Raw genomic sequence first — 16,289 nt, forward strand, 5'->3', positions numbered from 1 at the left:
CTCCGATCGAGTAGTCAAATTTGAGGAGTGCGGCGGAACTGTGCAGAGGACTCCTACGGCACCATCCTCCGATCTGTCCGAACTGGCCCGTTGCTGCGCGGTGTTCGTACCGTCCGGCCCCGCCCGCGCCGGCCTGATGGCCTTCTGGCGACCGGACGGCGAGGCTCTCCCCGATCTCGCCCAGGGGTCCGTCTCGGAGCTGGACCTGGTGGTGCCCGCGCCGGACCGGGCCGTCGAGCGGGTACGGGTGCCCGCTCTGCTGCTGCCGGTGCGCGCCGCCCTGCCGATGCTCACGCGCGCGCGTGCGGAGGCAGGGGTCCATCGGGCCACCGCTTTCTGGGGCACGGCCGGCTTGCTGGCCCTGCACTTCGTGGCGCGCGGCCTGCTCCTGCCAGGGCTCTCCTCCGGCGATCACGACGCCTGGCGAGTGGGACCGCTGTCCGCGGGCGATGCGGAGCTGGTCCGCGAACTCGCCGCGGCCATGCCTCCGGAGGCACACGCCGTGCCGCTCGCTGCCGGCGGGCGCCCTCGGCTGCCCGACCCCGAGCGGCTGCTGCGCGCCTTCCTGGACGCGGTCGCCGACGCACTCCCCCGCTCCCCGGCCGCACCGCTCGTGACGGGCGGTGCCGCGTACGCGGCACCGGAACCGCGGCATCTGCCCGGCCTGCGCGCGTGGGCCGACGACATCGCCGCCGGCCACGACGCGGGCGTCCGGCTGTCGCTGCGCGTGGAGGCGCCCGGTCTGCAGGGCGCCGTCCTCGAGGACGACTCCCCTGTGCGGTTCCGTGCGGTGCTCCAAGTGCACGGCCTGAGCGGGGCGGCGGACGTCGCGGACGCCGCCGACCTGTGGGCGGGCTCGGGACCGGCGCGCGACGCGTTCGACCCCCGCGCGCGGGCCGACGCACTGCTCGCACTGCGCCGGGCGGCCCGGGCGTGGCCGCCGCTGACACCGCTGCTCTCCGTCGCCGTACCCGACGTGGTGGACCTGGCCGACGACGAGATCACCGAACTTCTGGGCGAGGGCGCTCGGGCACTGGCCGCGGCGGGAGTCGACGTGCACTGGCCGAAAGAGCTGTCGCGCGAGCTCACCGCCCACGCGGCCGTCGGTCCGCCGGACAGCGAGGCTTCGGCGCTGCCGTCGTTCCTTTCAGCCGACGCCCTGCTCTCCTTCCGCTGGGGGTTCGCGCTGGGCGGGCGCGAGCTGTCGCGCGAGGAACTGGACCGGCTCGCCGAGGCCAAGCGCCCCCTCGTGCGGCTGCGCGACCGATGGGTGCTGGTCGACCCGCGGGAGGCGGCCCGCGCCCGTACCCGCCAGGACCGCTCCATCGCCCCGGTCCAGGCGCTGGCCGCCGCTCTGACGGGTTCGGGCGAGGTCGACGGCCACCGGGTCGACGTACGGCCCACGGGATGGCTGGCGCAGCTGCGGGAGCGGCTCGCGGATCCGGAGGCGGGACAGCCCGCCGTCCCGCCTCCGGCCCTCGCCGCCACCCTGCGGGACTACCAGCTGCGGGGCCTCGGCTGGCTGGCCCGGACGACGGCCCTCGGGCTGGGCTGCTGTCTGGCCGACGACATGGGGCTCGGCAAGACGGTCACGCTGATCGCGCTGCACCTGCACCGGCAGTCGGACGCCTCGTCGGCCGGACCCACGCTCGTGGTCTGCCCGGCGTCCCTGCTCGGCAACTGGCAGCGGGAGATCGAGAAGTTCGCGCCCGGTGTCCCGGTGCGCCGGTTCCACGGGCCCGGGCGCGGTCTCGGCTCCCTGGCGGACGGGGAGTTCGTCCTCACGACCTACGGCACCATGCGCCTGGACGCCGAGCGGCTCGCCGAGGTGCCCTGGGGCATGGTCGTGGCCGACGAGGCGCAGCACGTGAAGAACCCGTATGCGGCGACCGCGCGGGCGCTGCGGTCCATCGGCGCACGCGCGCGTGTGGCGCTCACCGGCACACCGGTGGAGAACAACCTCACGGAACTGTGGGCGATCCTCGACTGGACCACACCGGGTCTGCTCGGCCGCCTCGGCACCTTCCACGCGCGGTACGCCCAGCCGGTCGAGGCCGGCCGGGATCCCGCCGCCGCGGAGCATCTCGCACGGCTCGTGCGGCCGTTCCTGCTGCGGCGGCGGAAGTCCGACCCCGGCATCGCTCCGGAACTGCCGCCGAAGACCGAGACCGATCACCCGGTGGCACTGACGCAGGAACAGGCGGGCCTGTACGAGGCGTTGGTCCGCGAGACCCTCGAACGGATCGCGGACGCCGACGACATGGCTCGTCGGGGCCTGATCGTGAAGCTGCTGACCGGGCTGAAGCAGATCTGCAACCACCCGGCGCAGTTCCTCAAGGAGGACGATCCGAGGCTCACGGGACGCTCGGGGAAGCTGGAGCTGCTGGACGAACTGCTCGACACCATCCTCACGGAGGGCACGGGCGTCCTGGTCTTCACGCAGTACGTGCGGATGGCCCGCCTGCTCGAACGGCACCTGACGGCCCGTGGGGTGCCCGCGCAGCTCTTGCACGGCGGCACCCCGGTCGTTGAGCGCGAGGCGCTGGTGCGCCGCTTCCAGGCGGGCGAGGTGCCGGTGTTCCTGCTCTCGCTGAAGGCTGCGGGAACGGGCCTGAACCTCACGCGGGCCGAACATGTCGTCCACTACGACCGCTGGTGGAACCCAGCGGTCGAGGCGCAGGCCACCGACCGCGCGTACCGCATCGGGCAGACCCGCCCGGTGCAGGTGCACCGGCTGGTAGCCGAGGGGACCGTCGAGGACCGCATCGCCGAAATGCTGGGGCGCAAGCGGGAACTGGCGGACGCCGTGCTCGGCGCGGGTGAGGCGGCGGCTCCGACGGAGCTGACGGACACGGAACTGGCCGCACTGGTGGAACTGCGCGGGGAGGCACGATGAACCACTACGACGACGAGCACGACCGTGGCCCGGAGCGCACGTTCGCCGCACTGCCGCCCCCGCGCGGGCGCGGGTTCGCGCAGACCTGGTGGGGCCGCGCCTGGCTGGGAGCGCTGGAGGATGCGGCACTGGATTCCATCGCGGTGAAGGCGGGGCGCCGACTCGCGCGCGGGGGCGGCGTCGGCGCGGTGACGGTACGGCCGGGCCGGGTCACCGCCGTCGTCCGCGATCCGAAAGGCGGGGAGCACCGGGCCGACGTCCTGGTGCCGGAGCTGTCCGAAGAACAGTGGGCCGGTTTTCTGGACCTGGCCGTGGAGCAGGCGGGACACCTGGCCTCGCTCCTCGACGGGGAACTGCCCTCGCATCTGATCGAGGACGCGGCGGTCAGAGGGATCGAACTCCTACCGGGCCTGGGCGATCTGGAACCCGAGTGCGACTGTGACACATGGGACCACTGCGGGCACACCGCTGCCCTGTGCCATCAGGTCGCGCGTCTGCTGGACGAGGATCCGTTCGTGCTTGTGCTCATGCGGGGCCGGGCGCGGAGCGCGTTCCTGGAGGGGCTGCACCTGCGGAGCGCCGCCTCCTCCGACGATTCCACCGAGGCGGAGGGCATGGACGCGGCGGAGGCCTGGGCGGCCGCGGACATCCTGCCTCCGCTGCCCGCTCTGCCCGGCCTCCCGGAGAGCCCCGGCGAACCGCCGTCCTTCGACGCCGAGACGGCTCCGGTGCCCGGGATCGACCCCGTGGCGCTGCAGTACCTGGCGGGGCGGACGGCCGTCGAGGCCCACCGGATGCTCGGGCAGTGCCTCGGCGCCGGCGGGGAGCCGGACTTGCGACTGACGGCCGCTCAGGACGCCGTACGGCTCGCCGCCGGCGCCGCTCCCGGTGCTGTCGCCGACCGGCTCGCCGAAGGGGCGGGGCGGGGCGGCGACGGGCTGGCGACGGCCGTTCGTGCGTGGCGCGTCGGAGGTGCGGCGGCGCTGGCCGTGCTCGACGAGGAGTGGCAGGTGGAGGGCGAGGCGCTCGCACGCGCGCGTGCGGCCCTGGAAGCGGGCTGGGAGGAGGACGAGCGGCCGTCGTTCCGGCCGGTCGGCAACCGCTGGACCGTCCCGGCGGAAGGGGTTCAGCTGCGCCTCGGCCGGGAGGGCGGCTGGTGGCCCTACCGCGAGGAGGGCGGGCGCTGGGTTCCGGCGGGCGGCGCCGCCCGGGATCCGGCGACGGCTCTGGCCACGGCGCGGCTCAGCCCGGAGGACCAGTCGTATACGGGCACTTGACGGCCGGCCAGTCCGATGCGAGGGCGACCCGACGAGTGGTGGACGCCGCTTGTTCACCGCGAGGTCGTGCGGCGTTCCTCCTGGGGCCCAAATGTGGCCGCAGTCAACGAACTTGCTCCCAGGAGGCCCGATGTCCCCGCACGCCACCGGCCGGCGCCGTGTCCACCGTTCCGTCGCCACGGGCCTGCCCCTGGCCGTGGCCGCCGCCCTCGTGGCCGCGGGGACGGCCACGGCGGCGCCGTCCGAGGACGCCCGCGTCATCCACGCGGCGACCCTCGGGGAGATCCCGCTCGGCGCGGTCAGCAACGCGCTGTTGCCCGGCAGCGTGGACGACGACCACGGAGTGGATCTCGGGGGCATCGGCAGCGACATCTACCCGGCCGGCCGCAAGGGCGAGTACTGGACCGTGACCGACCGCGGCCCCAACGGTCAGATCAAGGTGGACGGCAAGAAGCGCCGGACGTTCCCGGTGCCGGGATTCGACCCCGCGATCGTGAAGATCCGGGTCTCCGGGGACTCCATCGAGGTGATCGACGCGATCCCGATCACCACGTCGTCGGGAAAGGCCGTCACCGGGCTGCCCAACCAGAAGAGCCGCGACGAGGCGCCGTACACCTACGACGCCACGACCCCGCTGTCGTACGACCCGAACGGTCTGGACACCGAGGGCATCGTGCGGGCCGGGGACGGGACCTTCTGGCTCGTCGACCAGAACTGAATAACACACACCCCGCCTACTCCGGGTTGTACCGCGGCCGACCAGGACCCCGACGCTTCGGCGGATCGGGAGGAGCCCACACCGGCACGACTGTCACCTGATCATCCGGGCGAATCTCGACCCGGCGGATCACCTTGCCGAGCAGCACCCGTTTCGAATGCACGCTGATCGTGTCCCACTCGGCGATCAAACCGACGACGGTCTCCCGGTGCGGTACCGGCGACGCCGGCTCGTCGTCTGGCTTGGGCAGCTTGTCGAGCTGCTCCTGCGCCTTGTCACGCTTCGTCTCGTTCCTCTCCCGCGTGCGCATGTAGACGTCGCGAGGCGCATCGCCGTCCGTGTACGCGTCGAACGCTCGCTGAATCGCGCCCGTCGCCCGCTCGATCTCCCGCTGCAGCCTCTTCCGCTTCTTGTCGAGGTCGGGCTCGCGCCGCGGTTTCGGGATCGCCACCTTGCCCGCGACGATGTTGTCGATCTCCTGCCGCAGGTCGACCAGCCACGCCAACACGGCATCCTCGATGACAACTCGGCGCACCCACACCGCGTCGTGGTCGGCTACACGCCGGGCGCGGGCGTGACAGCGGTACGCCTTGCCCCGCTCGTTGCGTGTCTGGTGGATCTGGCCCGAGCTGCCGCACACTCCGCAGCGCACGAGACCTGCGAGCGGATAAACGGGCGAGAGTGCGCGCCGAGGCGTATTGCGGCGCACGGCACGCATGTCTCTGTAGTTGTCCCACTCCTCACCGCCGATAATTGACTCATGTTCAGCAGCGAGGTGCCCGTAATGATCGCTGTTCTTGCAGCCCGACGGATCGCCGCACGGGGCATCCGGGTTGTGCACGTACAGCAGCCCGGCCGCAAAGCCTGAATCCATGAACCCTTTCACGCCCTGGTCTTGCCAGCGGGCGCCGCGGGTGTTGAGGAACCCAAGATCGTTCCATCGTTGGGCGATCAGGCCGAACCCGGTCTTCCCACGTATGTAGTCCTGAAAGCCTTCGACGGCTAGCTCTGCCTCGTCGGGCAGCGCTTCGTATCGTTCCTCCTGCAGGACCCATCCGCCCCGGCCGTCGGGCAGGCGCCGCGGGTGCCAGACGTACCCGAAGCGGCGGCCGCCGGCTGCGGGCAGCCCGAGGCGGCGACGCAGCTCGTGCGTCTCCTTCCACTGCTCGCCCGCCCGGTCGGACTCGAACGCTGCGATCTCCAGTAGCACGCCGCGTGTGAGCCTGCCGACGGCTGTTTTCGCGTCAACTGCCTCGGTGGCGCTGACGAGTTCGCCGCCGACGTCCTCGATCCTGGCTAGATTGATCGCGACGCCGTGCCGGTTGCGGCCGAAGCGGCTGAACTTCCATGCCCACAGCTCGCGTTCGGGGCGGCCGCCGTCCTCGACGATCTCGATCGCGCGCATCACCTTGCGCTTGAAGTTCCGGCCGGTCGCGTCCTCGTCGATGATCCATTCGGCGACGTATCGGTGCTGTCGCGCTGCTGCATCCTCGACGACGCTTTTCTGAATGTCGATACTGATCATTTCCTCGCGCCATGTTGAGACGCGGGCGTATCCGATAACCGGGATCAGTTCGCTTGCCTTAACGACGGATCGCACCGGAGGGACAATTACGGATGCCCTCGGTCGTACCATGAAACCCCCAACCCTTTATGCGCTCCCATTTCGACGCATATTCGGGGTGTGGCGGGCGTGCGGAAGGTTCACGATTTCCGCTTCGCCCGCCACCGCCGGGGTTTCTTCCGTAAGTGCGTCGAGCCGGGCAGCTTTCCAGCCCATTTCCGCGTACGCCTGCCGCTCTTGTGCAGACAGGCGGGCTACTCGCGCTTGATGCGCCATGATCTCTTTAGCGTTGACACGGGAGGTCACGAGGACCGCGACGGCTGCCGAGGCGAGCAGCGTAACCATGCCGCCTCGATACGTACTTGCGCGGTCTGTGATGGTTCCGTGAAGGGCGCACACGATCCCCACAATCGCGCAAGCCTTGGCCAGAACAATCACTCTGCGCTGATCCCGCATTGTTCACCCCTCTGCGGCAGCACCCCCCGTAGCGCTGCCGCCATTGTCGTTGCCGCCTCGCCGAATGCGCCGAACCATCGTTGCGAACCATGCTTGGTCTTCTTGGGGCACTCCTGCCGCGACTGCCACCTCTTCAGGTGTCAAGCGCTTTCGCGACAGTACCTCAGATTGACCGGATTCCCGCCCCGGAAGAGAGAAATCATCTTCCGTCGCCTTGCCCGTTCGAACAAGTAGCTCCGCGACCGGAATGCCCGTTGTGCGAGCGAGGGCGAGGAGCGTCTCGTACGACACGGGCTTACCGGCCATGAGCCGGGCAATGATGGACGCCGACAGCCCGGTGTCACGCGCGAGTTCCGCGCGGCCGCCGCTGCGCTCCGATGAGAGGTCGTACCCCTTGTCGGTCAGTACGCCGGTCAGCCACACCAGCCATTCGGGGCGCCCCTCCGTGCTCTCGGTCTCGTCTTCTCGTCTCCGCATGCGCGCAGGCTACCGCTAGTGGAAGGCCGGTTAGTCGACATTCCATCAGCGGAAGCACACGTCTAGTCGTCCGCCGTGCAACCTTCCGCCGTCGCCGCACGTCGCTCCCATACTCGAACATGCGTACGGATTCCGCAATCGGAATAGGAATCTTGACGACTTCCACCACTGGAACTTCCACCATCGGAAGAACCGTGCTAGCTTCCATCCATCGCCAGAACTTCCACCACTGGAAGGAAGCCGATGGACACCATCGTGCTCAAGGTCGACGACTTTCTCGTCGTCGCCAACTCCCGAGGCCACACCACGTACGAGCAGCTCGCCGCGGCGACCGGGCTCGGCGTCGGCACCCTGCACCGGCTGCGCAACGGCGGGCCGGCGGGTCCGACCGCGATCGCTCGTATCTGCAGCACGTACGGCGTCGCCTTCGAGGACGTGTTCACCTTCGGCACGGCCAAGCCGAAGAACAGCCGCGCGAAGAGCAGCCGCACGAGGCAGACCGGCGTACAGGCCGCGGCATGACGGCCGCCGAGACGCCGTCGCTGGTGCGGGCTCGCGCCATACAGGCGGCCGCCGTCGCCCTCGTCGACGCCGTTGCCGAGCGCGCCGCACGCACCCCTCGCGAAGCGGCCGAAGCGGCGTACTACCCCGGTCACCGGCTCGGCTCGGTCGAGGCAATCGAGGCCGAAATCATCCGGCGCCGCGACGCCGAGGCGACCGAGCAGCCGCTCGCCGCGTAGCTCGCCCGACAGACCAAGGGGCCGTCCCGCAACGGCCAAGCAGCGGAACGACCCCGGGGCGCACGCCCCACTCATCCAGCTAGGAAGAAAGCGAGGCGAGTGCCTTGAGCACGCAGCCTACCGAACGCCCGCACCCCCTCACCGACGCCGATCTGACGGCGAGCAACGAACTCGCCGTGCGGTCGATGCTCGACTATCTGCCGCTGCCCGCCGCGACGTTGACGCCGCGCCCCGACGCCGTGCACATCACGGTCACCGGCGCCCGCGATCTGTCGCGTTGGCTGTACGACCTCGGCGGCGGGATCGTGCAGAGCAGCGGCGCCGACGGCGTCGCGATGTGGACGGTTCACACCTCGACCCCGGAACGGGGCGACGGCTCGACGGTCCCGATCCGCGTGCACGCCGTCGTCGTTGACGGCGAGACCGTGCTCGCCGAGGTGCGGCCGGGGGTCGAGCAGTGACCGCAAACCCGCATGTCGAGTCGGCTGCCCGCGTGATCGCGGCCGCGATCGTGCACGGCACGTCGCCCGACGTCGCCCTCGAAGTGGCGCAGGCACTCGACGACGCGCGGCTGCTCGTACGCTCCGCCGACCCGTTCGCCGAGCCCGGCCGCAACCGGCCCGAGCGCAGCCCGGCCGCCGTCGCCGCCCTCGGCCAGTGCCGCCGCGCGAAGGAAGCGGCCGACACTGCGCGCGCTCAGACCGAGGGCATGCCGGGCGAGCCCGACGTGTCCGCGGCCGGCGGCGAGGTGAGCATCGTTGTTCACCCGCAGTCGCTCGCCGACTGGAAGCAGTGGATGCACGCCCTCGGCGTCGGCGACGCCCGTGGCGACTCGACCGGGGTGTCGATGATCGTCCGCTGCACGTACGCCGGCGTTCGCGCCCGCCTCGTCGGTGTCGGCGTGCCCGCCCTGTACGGCGACATGCACGACCGCCTCGACCGCCGGACGGCGGTCCGCCCGTGAGCCACGCACTGATCACGAACGCGCTGGACGTCGTCGGGCTGCTGCTCGTCGCCGCCGTCCTGGTTCTTGCCTCTTCTGCCGGGGGTTCCTGATGACCAACAAGAACACGCCCGTCGACGGGCCGTACCGCATCACTGTCGAGCCGATCCCGACCGGCGTGACCCTCGACGTCGAGCCGTTCGTCGACGCCGTCGTGACCGACGTACTTAAGGCGCTGCTCACTGACCGGTTCGCCGACCGGCTCGACGCCCTGTACGAGGCGCAGGCGCGCGACCCGCACCTGATCGAGCGCCCCGCCGACTTGCCGTTCGAGTCCCTCGTCGCCGACCTCGTGTGCGAGGTGCGCACGAAGCTGCCGGTCTACGGGCTGCAGGCGCTGCGGCTCGCGTACCGGATCGAGGAACTCGCGAAGCCTGCGATCTCCGCGCTGCAGGCCGAGGCCGAGGCGAACGCCCGCACGGTCGAGTCGGTGCTGCGCGGCGAGGGGGGTGCGGCCGCGTGAAGGAGACATACCGCGACGAGTGGCGGGTGATGGTCACCATCAAGCCGCGCCGCCCCGCCGACCTCGGGCTCGACGGGCTCGGCGACCTCGCCGAGTTCGTCGCCCCGAGCGGGCCGATCACGATCGCCGTGCTGCCGCGCCGGCTCGGCAAGCTGTCGGCCGGCATGTCGGTGCCCGACGACATGGTGAGTCGGGACGTCGACGGCGCGTACCGGCAGCGCTGCGACGAGATCGCCGCCGAGCTGCGGCGCCGGCCGCACGTCGACGAGGTCGCCGTGAAGTGGACCGAGACGCACGTGTGCTCGCACTGCCGGCTGCGGTGGGAGGTACTGACCGCCGACGAGGCGACCGACCCCGCGAACCGACAGGACGAGCACAGCGTCGAGGGCGAGCCCGTGTGCTGCATGAAGGCGATCGCCGAGTTTCGTGCCGAGCGCGGTATCCCGCAGCTCGTCGAGGCGGGTGAGGCATCGTGAGTGCCCTCGCCGACGCCCGCACCGCGGCCGCCGAGTACCTACGCACCACGACCGGCGACGACCGGCCCGAGTGGCGCGTGACGTTCCTCGAATACGCCGTCGAGCCGAACGCGATCGCGCCCGTCTGCACCGACGACGAGCACGTCGCCTCGGAGGAACCCGGCGCGTTCGGCTGCTGCCCCGACCCCGTCATCGCGGTCGAGTCGGCGGCGGTCGCTCTGTACCTCGTCGAGCTGCTCAACGCCGACCGCGAGGCGGGTGAGTCCGCATGAGCATCCGCGACGTGATTGAGCACGCGCTGCGCGTCTACTACGCCGACAGCGCCGAGCCGAACGCCATTGCCCGCGAGGTGCTCGCGCAGTACGACGGCGAGTCGCAGCGTCTGCAGACCGAGCGAGACCGGTACCGGATCGCGTGGCGCATAGCGCGCACCCGCGCTCTGTCCGCCGGCGGCGCTGCCGACCGGTACGCCGCCCATGCGCGGGATGCCCAAGAGGCGCTGCAGCACATGCTGTTCGCTGTCATCGCCGGGCAACTTGGCCGTAAGGCAGCGATCGACGAGGCGGTCGCGAGCACGCGCCGCGAGCTGCTCGGCGACGACCTGAACCCCTCGCGGCTCACCCTCGACGCACAGTCGTACCGGCAGCTCGCCGACGACGTGCTCGCCACCATGGCCAACCCGGATCGGTGGGACCTCGACGGCGCCGAACCGTGGGTGCTCGCGCAGTACGTGCAGCACCTTGCAACGCATCTCACCCTCGCATCCGAGTACCGGGTGCCGCTGCCCGACGGGCTCGGCGGCGGGTACGGCGAGCTCGTCGTACAGCGCGAGTCGGCCGGCTCGGACCGGTGGGCGGTCACGGACGGCGCGGTGTGCGGGCTGCGGGCGTGGCGCGACCCGGACGGATGGCAGTACGTCGCCGAGATCGGGTGGGCCGAGGCGTTCGCGTACGGGCTCGACGAGGCGCTCGACCTCGCCGACGAGGTCGCCCGGATCGAGCAGGAACGGCTCGACGCCCGGATCCGCGAGGCACGTGAGAAGAGCAGCCGCACAGCGGCCGATGCCACTCACCCGCCGACGCAGGCAGGCGGCGACCAGTGACCGACCCGAAATGGGCTGTCGCCACCGAGCGGGGTCGCTACTACCGCGACCCCGCCGGGGGCCCGGACCTGATCAGCGTCACGAACGCACTCGACTCGATCCATAAGCCTGCGCTCGTGCCGTGGGGTGCCGGGCTCGTCGCCGACACCGTGATCGCCGACCCGATCGCGACCGCCCGCCGTGCCCGCACCGAGCCGACCGCGCTGCGACGGGAACTCGTCGCCGCGCCCCGGCTGTACGCCGAGCGGGCAAAGAACCTCGGCAGCCGTATCCACAACCGGGCGCAGGCTCAAGTGTTGGGCGTGCCGTACCCGGCCGACCCCGAGGTCGAGCCGTACGCACGGCAGCTCGCGCGGTTCTTTCGGCTGTGGCACGTCGACCTCGTCGCGGACGTCGAGGCGACCGAGGCGACCGTGTTGCACCGCCACTACGGCTACGCCGGCACGGGCGATCTATGGGTGTGGCTGCACTCGGGTCGGTACCGGCGGCGGCAGTTGTGGCTCGTCGACTACAAGACGAGCGCGCGCAAGCCTGCGACGACGGTCTACGACGATCAGCCGCTGCAGCTCGCCGCGCTGCGTCACGCGCCGGTTCTGCTGCTGCCCGACGACCGCGAGGTCGAGGCGCCGCGGCCGCACCGTACGGCGCTGCTCAACCTGCGGCCGCGGTCGCACGCGTTCATTCCGGTTCCGTCCGGGCGTGAGCAGTTCCGCGCGTTCCTCGGTGCTACGCGCACCGCTCGCTATCTGCACTCCGCTCCCGGCTCGTACCCGGCGCTCGTGCCGCCGTGGGCGCCGGGTGCCACCGATCGAAAGGCAGCCTGACATGGGCGCCCGTATCAAGACTCTGCAGCGGCAGGCGGCCGAACTCGGCCGTATCCGCACCGGCTACAGCCGGCCGCATGACGACCCGAAGCGCAAGCGGGTCCCGATGAAGTCACAGACGTTCATCCTGTCGTCGCACTCGCGCGACTACGTCGAACGGGCCGCCGAGCTGTACGGCGGCACGGTCGAGCCGTGGACGCCGCAGGGGCAGAACGTCGAGCAGTTCCGTGTCGTCACCGAGGCGCGCGAACTGCGCGCGATCCTGCCCGCCGGCGACCCGCTGTCGCAGTCCTACGAAATGTGGTCGGGCGGCGGGTGCGTCCGGCGCTGCGACGGCGAGATCGAGCGGATCAAGCGTGAGCCGTGCATCTGCCTCGCCCGGTACGGCGAGGACTGGCACGAGCGCAAGCCCGACGAGGTGTGCCGTCCGACGTCGCGCGTCGGCGTCATGCTGCCGGACCTGCCGGATATCGGCGTGTGGCGGTTGGAGACGCATTCGTACTACGCGGCCGACGCCATGGCGGGCGGGCTCGACACGGTGCTGCAGGCGACCGGCGGCAAGGGCATGATGCCGGTGCGCATGTGGATCGAGCAGCGCACGGCGGTCCGCAAAGGCAAGACGAAGCGCTTTCAGGTCGTGATGATGGTGCCGTCGCTGCCGACGCTGCGGCAGGCACTGTCCGGCCCGTTGTCGACGGCGGCGGCGCTCGACCCGAGCAGCCTCGACCGGCCGGCGATCGAGGCGGCGCCCGCCGGGCGCCCCGACTACCTCGACGAGGCACGCCAGTGCCGCACCGCCGACGAGGTGCGCGAGGTATGGCACAAGGCGAACCGTGCCGGGCACGTCGCCCGCGACGGGTCCGACGAGCTGTCGCAGGATCTGCACCGGATCGCCGAGGACATAGCTAAGGGGATCGACCCGCGCACGGGCGAGATCGGCGACCAGGGCGACGCCGGCGACGAGCCGGGCCCGGACGCCGACGGCGTGTACGACGTCGAGGTCGTGCGCGAGGACGGCGAGCCGGCCGACACCGAACCGCCGGTCGCGCACCCCGCGGCCGCGTGGCCGACGGCGGCGCAGCCCGGAACGGGGGCCCGCCGATGACATGGCACCTCGGCCGGCTGGCCGCGTTCGACCTTGAGACGACCGGCGTCGACGTCGAGTCCGACCGGATCGTGACCGCTGCCGTGCACGCCCTCGGCGGCGGCGAGACCCGCGAGTCGCACGAGTGGCTCGCCGACCCGCGGATCGAGATCCCGGCCGAGGCGACCGCCGTGCACAAGATCACCACCGAGTACGCCCGCATGCACGGCGACCCGGCCGACATGGTCGCCGACCAGGTCGCCGCGTTCCTCGCGGTGCAGGTACGCGACGGTGTTCCCGTCGTCGGGCATAACGTCCCGTTCGACCTCACGCTGCTCGACCGCGAGCTGCGCCGGTACAAGCTGTCGACGCTCGCCGAGCGGATCGGCGACCGGCCGCTGCACGTGATCGATACGCGGGTGCTCGACACGTACGCCGTGCCGTACCGGCGGCGGCCGAGCGAGGAGCAGGGCGCGCGGCAGCTCGTCACCCTCGCGCAGTTCTACGGCGTGCCGTGGGACGACAAGGCGGCGCACGGCTGCTCGTACGACGCCGAGGTCGCCGCGGTGGTGGCGTTCCGGATCGGGTGGCTCGCGCACGCGCGGCGCCGTGACTGGCCCGAGAACGTGCTCGCCGAGCGCCGGCTGCGGTTCAACGCGTTCCGCGACCTCACGCTCGCCGAGCTGCACGAGCGGCAGATCGAACTCGCCGCCGAGCAAGCGGCCGGGCTGCAAGCGCACTTCCGCAAGACCGATCCCGACGCCGTCGTCGACGGCGCATGGCCGCAGCGCCCGTGGGCCGCACCGACCACCGAGTCCGAGGGGGCACCCGCATGACCGACGACGCATTCGCGTACGCCCGGCTCGTCGACCTCACCGAGCACCCGCTCGTGTTGCTCGTCGACACCGAGGGGAACGCCGAGCTGATCGGCGAGGAAACGATGTGCCCGATCCGCACGGCTGCGCTGCTGCGCGTGATCGCGGCCGACCTGATCGCCTCGCACCCGCTCGGCCCGTGCACCCCGGCGGCCGAACCGCCGACGTGGGAGCGGCCGGCCGAGCCGCTGCACCCGCAAGGGTCGACCCTCGACCGGGCGCGGTCGCTGTGGTGGGACGGCACCGGTCACGCGTGGGACTTGTCGGTGCTGTGGGGCGACGCGTACGGCCGGGCGTGGCGCTGGAACGGCGAACTCGACCGCATGTCGGGTGTGCCGATGATGCGCACCGAGTACCGGGCCGAGGTGCAGCCGCTCGACGTGCTGCGCGCCATGTGCGGGCCGATCGCCCCGCTGCCGGGGGGTGCAGCATGACGACGATTCCCGGACTCATGGCGCCCGGCTCGTTCGTCCTCGACGACGGCCCGACTGCGCCCGCCGGGTTCCGTGTTATCGGGCTCGACCTGTCGATCACCTCGACCGGCGTCGCCCGCGCCGACGGCTCGACGTTCCGGATCCGGACCCGGCAGAAGGACGGCCCGCGCCGCCTCACAGTCATCCGCGACCGGTTGATCGTCGAGGTCGCCGAGCAGCGGCCGCACCTCGCCGTGATCGAAGACCTGCCCATGAACGCGGGGCGCATGAGCCTCACGAATTTGAAGGCGATGGCTTGCCTGCACGGCGTCGTGCAGTCGGTGCTCGTCGATGCCGATGTGCCGTGGGCGTACGTGAACACGAAGACGCTCAAGTCGTTCGCCTGTGACAAGGGCAATGCGGAGAAGGCCGACATGGCTGCGGCCGCGCACCTCGCCGACGGCGTCGAGTTCGCCGACGACAAGGGCGGCGACCAGGCCGACGCGTGGTGGCTGCGCGCCGCCGGTCACGACTGGTGCGACGTGCCGCTGTTCGACATGCCGCAGGCGCAGCGCGACTACCTGAGCAAGGCGGTTTGGCCCGAGCCGTTCCTGCAGCGCAACGCGAGGGCGGTCGCCGCGTGAAGCGGCGCAGCGCCGCGCCCGGCGCCCCCACGATCCCCGGTACGGCTGTCGCCCCTCGCCGCCGGACCCTCGACGAGACCTCGGCTGCGACTGCCCGCCCGGTGCCGAGGCTGCCCAATCAGGGCGACCTCGTCGAGCACTGGCACGACTGCGGGCTGCTCGACGACGACCAGGTCGACGCCCTCGGCGGCGAGCAGCAGTGAACGGGATCGGGCCGACGATCGGCAACCCGCACCCCGGCTACGGGCTGCGGGTCCGCCTCGACAGCAGCAAGGCGAAGAGCCTCGCCGCCGGCGACTTCACGTGCCCCTGCGGGCACGCCGAGGACGCCGTCGGATACGCCGCCGTCGAGGAACTCGCGATCCGGTACAGCCGGCACCGTCGAGACGAGTGCCCGATCCCCGAAATACGAGCGGCGGGCGCCCGCGAGTACGCCGCCCTGCACCACTCAAAGAACAAGCGACGGAGGAAGTAGCCATGCCCAAACTCGACAAAGATGCGGCAGTCGAGGTCAAGCTCGACTCGGCCGCCGCAACGCTCGAAGCGGCGCTCACCGAGCAGCAGCGGCGCGGGTTGTTCGAGCACCCCGGTATGTGCGTGGTGGTGATCGCCGAACTCTCGTCGGTGTCGTACACCGGTCACGCCAACACCGAGGACAAGTCGCCGCAGGTGAAGCTACGCATGCGGCTCGTCGAGGCGGCACGCGACGAGGAACAGGCGCAGCTCGTCGCCGAGGTCATGCGCGCGATGTACCGGCGCCGCAAGATGGACGACACCCTTGACGAGGTAGGGCCCGGCGGCACGGTCGTCGAGGACGCGGTCGCCGCGGCGCTCGCGAGCCACCCGAACGAGCCCGAGTACGAGGCACATCAGGAGATGCGGCATCGGCGTCGCGGGTCGAGGGTCGAGCAGCACTGATGCCGTACGGCCCGAGCAGCAGTGGCGGCGCGCGCCGAGTGCGCTGCCGCTGCGGCCGCACGGTGCTGCGGCAGTTGGTCGGCAACCGGGCGGCGCTCGACGTGACCGCCGACGCCGACCCGCTCACCGCGGCGGCGGCCGCCGAGCTGCGCGAGCCGAACCGACTCGACTGGTGTGTGCGGCAGCGCAAGGGCGGACCCGATCTGTCGTGGTCGGGCCGCACGCACTCGACTGACTGCCCGCACCCGCACGTGATCGACCACCAGTGCACCGCCCCGGCGGTACCCGCGCGGCAGCAGCGCCGCAGGACACGCAAAGCCCCGCCCGTACCCGCCGGGCAGCTCACGCTCTGAGGAGTC

Annotated in this window: 22 protein-coding genes and 1 pseudogene; 20 read left to right on the forward strand and 3 right to left on the reverse strand. The window is 71.4% G+C overall.

The features are described from left to right. The first annotated feature begins 40 nt into the window (after window positions 1-40). The 3 genes and pseudogenes from ACWC5O_RS08585 to ACWC5O_RS08595 all read left to right on the forward strand — a co-directional run. Window positions 41-2,896, forward strand: a complete 2,856-nt coding sequence (locus ACWC5O_RS08585) for a DEAD/DEAH box helicase (RefSeq protein ID WP_450585738.1) — start codon at window positions 41-43, stop codon at window positions 2,894-2,896. Beyond that, window positions 2,893-4,173, forward strand: a complete 1,281-nt coding sequence (locus ACWC5O_RS08590; RefSeq protein WP_450585736.1) for an SWIM zinc finger family protein — start codon at window positions 2,893-2,895, stop codon at window positions 4,171-4,173. Before ACWC5O_RS08585 ends, ACWC5O_RS08590 begins: the two co-directional genes overlap by 4 nt. A gap of 130 nt (window positions 4,174-4,303) precedes the next feature. Next, window positions 4,304-4,885: pseudogene (locus tag ACWC5O_RS08595) on the forward strand (esterase-like activity of phytase family protein); the annotation flags it as partial. A gap of 22 nt (window positions 4,886-4,907) precedes the next feature. Here the strand turns inward: ACWC5O_RS08595 and ACWC5O_RS08600 are convergent. The 3 genes from ACWC5O_RS08600 to ACWC5O_RS08610 all read right to left on the reverse strand — a co-directional run bounded on the left by ACWC5O_RS08600 (window position 4,908) and on the right by ACWC5O_RS08610 (window position 7,388). After that, on the reverse strand, window positions 4,908-6,527 hold the full coding sequence (locus tag ACWC5O_RS08600; protein WP_450585734.1) for a recombinase family protein: 1,620 nt from the start codon (window positions 6,525-6,527) through the stop codon (window positions 4,908-4,910). Between the two features lie 15 nt (window positions 6,528-6,542). Next, window positions 6,543-6,800, reverse strand: a complete 258-nt coding sequence (locus ACWC5O_RS08605) for a hypothetical protein (protein WP_450585732.1) — start codon at window positions 6,798-6,800, stop codon at window positions 6,543-6,545. Window positions 6,801-6,914: 114 nt separating this feature from the next. Continuing rightward, window positions 6,915-7,388: a helix-turn-helix domain-containing protein gene (locus ACWC5O_RS08610; protein ID WP_450585730.1), complete on the reverse strand. Its 474-nt coding sequence runs from the start codon at window positions 7,386-7,388 to the stop codon at window positions 6,915-6,917. Between the two features lie 243 nt (window positions 7,389-7,631). Between ACWC5O_RS08610 and ACWC5O_RS08615 the strand changes: the two genes are divergently transcribed. The 17 genes from ACWC5O_RS08615 to ACWC5O_RS08695 all read left to right on the forward strand — a co-directional run bounded on the left by ACWC5O_RS08615 (window position 7,632) and on the right by ACWC5O_RS08695 (window position 16,283). Next, entirely contained in the window at window positions 7,632-7,910 is a 279-nt protein-coding gene (locus tag ACWC5O_RS08615) for a helix-turn-helix domain-containing protein (RefSeq protein ID WP_450585728.1), read from the forward strand. Further along, the gene (locus ACWC5O_RS08620) at window positions 7,907-8,128 is read left to right on the forward strand and encodes a hypothetical protein (protein WP_450585726.1); all 222 of its coding nucleotides are present in this window, start codon (window positions 7,907-7,909) and stop codon (window positions 8,126-8,128) included. Before ACWC5O_RS08615 ends, ACWC5O_RS08620 begins: the two co-directional genes overlap by 4 nt. 104 nt (window positions 8,129-8,232) lie before the next feature. Then, window positions 8,233-8,589, forward strand: a complete 357-nt coding sequence (locus ACWC5O_RS08625) for a hypothetical protein (protein ID WP_450585725.1) — start codon at window positions 8,233-8,235, stop codon at window positions 8,587-8,589. Next, entirely contained in the window at window positions 8,586-9,092 is a 507-nt protein-coding gene (locus ACWC5O_RS08630; RefSeq protein ID WP_450585724.1) for a hypothetical protein, read from the forward strand. The genes ACWC5O_RS08625 and ACWC5O_RS08630 overlap by 4 nt, the downstream gene beginning before the upstream one ends. A 91-nt stretch (window positions 9,093-9,183) precedes the next feature. After that, window positions 9,184-9,594 carry a hypothetical protein gene (locus ACWC5O_RS08635; protein ID WP_450585722.1) on the forward strand — a complete coding sequence of 137 codons (411 nt, stop codon included), beginning with the start codon at window positions 9,184-9,186 and terminating at the stop codon, window positions 9,592-9,594. After that, on the forward strand, window positions 9,591-10,070 hold the full coding sequence (locus tag ACWC5O_RS08640) for a hypothetical protein (RefSeq protein ID WP_450585721.1): 480 nt from the start codon (window positions 9,591-9,593) through the stop codon (window positions 10,068-10,070). Before ACWC5O_RS08635 ends, ACWC5O_RS08640 begins: the two co-directional genes overlap by 4 nt. After that, window positions 10,067-10,342 carry a hypothetical protein gene (locus ACWC5O_RS08645; protein WP_450585719.1) on the forward strand — a complete coding sequence of 92 codons (276 nt, stop codon included), beginning with the start codon at window positions 10,067-10,069 and terminating at the stop codon, window positions 10,340-10,342. The genes ACWC5O_RS08640 and ACWC5O_RS08645 overlap by 4 nt, the downstream gene beginning before the upstream one ends. Continuing rightward, on the forward strand, window positions 10,339-11,172 hold the full coding sequence (locus tag ACWC5O_RS08650) for a hypothetical protein (RefSeq protein WP_450585718.1): 834 nt from the start codon (window positions 10,339-10,341) through the stop codon (window positions 11,170-11,172). Before ACWC5O_RS08645 ends, ACWC5O_RS08650 begins: the two co-directional genes overlap by 4 nt. Next, window positions 11,169-11,996, forward strand: coding sequence for a hypothetical protein (locus ACWC5O_RS08655; RefSeq protein WP_450585716.1), 828 nt, complete (start codon window positions 11,169-11,171; stop codon window positions 11,994-11,996). The genes ACWC5O_RS08650 and ACWC5O_RS08655 overlap by 4 nt, the downstream gene beginning before the upstream one ends. Before the next feature lies 1 nt (window position 11,997). Continuing rightward, on the forward strand, window positions 11,998-13,101 hold the full coding sequence (locus ACWC5O_RS08660) for a recombination directionality factor (RefSeq protein ID WP_450585714.1): 1,104 nt from the start codon (window positions 11,998-12,000) through the stop codon (window positions 13,099-13,101). Then, a complete protein-coding gene (locus tag ACWC5O_RS08665; protein ID WP_450585712.1) occupies window positions 13,098-13,916 on the forward strand; it encodes an exonuclease domain-containing protein in 819 nt (272 codons plus the stop codon). The genes ACWC5O_RS08660 and ACWC5O_RS08665 overlap by 4 nt, the downstream gene beginning before the upstream one ends. Beyond that, window positions 13,913-14,389: a phiSA1p31-related protein gene (locus tag ACWC5O_RS08670; RefSeq protein WP_450585710.1), complete on the forward strand. Its 477-nt coding sequence runs from the start codon at window positions 13,913-13,915 to the stop codon at window positions 14,387-14,389. Before ACWC5O_RS08665 ends, ACWC5O_RS08670 begins: the two co-directional genes overlap by 4 nt. Next, on the forward strand, window positions 14,386-15,012 hold the full coding sequence (locus tag ACWC5O_RS08675) for a hypothetical protein (protein WP_450585708.1): 627 nt from the start codon (window positions 14,386-14,388) through the stop codon (window positions 15,010-15,012). Before ACWC5O_RS08670 ends, ACWC5O_RS08675 begins: the two co-directional genes overlap by 4 nt. Further along, window positions 15,009-15,215: a hypothetical protein gene (locus ACWC5O_RS08680; RefSeq protein ID WP_450585707.1), complete on the forward strand. Its 207-nt coding sequence runs from the start codon at window positions 15,009-15,011 to the stop codon at window positions 15,213-15,215. Before ACWC5O_RS08675 ends, ACWC5O_RS08680 begins: the two co-directional genes overlap by 4 nt. After that, window positions 15,212-15,487, forward strand: a complete 276-nt coding sequence (locus ACWC5O_RS08685) for a hypothetical protein (RefSeq protein WP_450585705.1) — start codon at window positions 15,212-15,214, stop codon at window positions 15,485-15,487. Before ACWC5O_RS08680 ends, ACWC5O_RS08685 begins: the two co-directional genes overlap by 4 nt. A 2-nt stretch (window positions 15,488-15,489) precedes the next feature. Then, window positions 15,490-15,930: a hypothetical protein gene (locus tag ACWC5O_RS08690; RefSeq protein ID WP_450585703.1), complete on the forward strand. Its 441-nt coding sequence runs from the start codon at window positions 15,490-15,492 to the stop codon at window positions 15,928-15,930. Further along, entirely contained in the window at window positions 15,930-16,283 is a 354-nt protein-coding gene (locus ACWC5O_RS08695) for a hypothetical protein (RefSeq protein WP_450585701.1), read from the forward strand. Before ACWC5O_RS08690 ends, ACWC5O_RS08695 begins: the two co-directional genes overlap by 1 nt. The last annotated feature ends 6 nt before the right edge of the window (window positions 16,284-16,289 follow it).

The organism is Streptomyces sp. NPDC001450 (assembly GCF_053597295.1).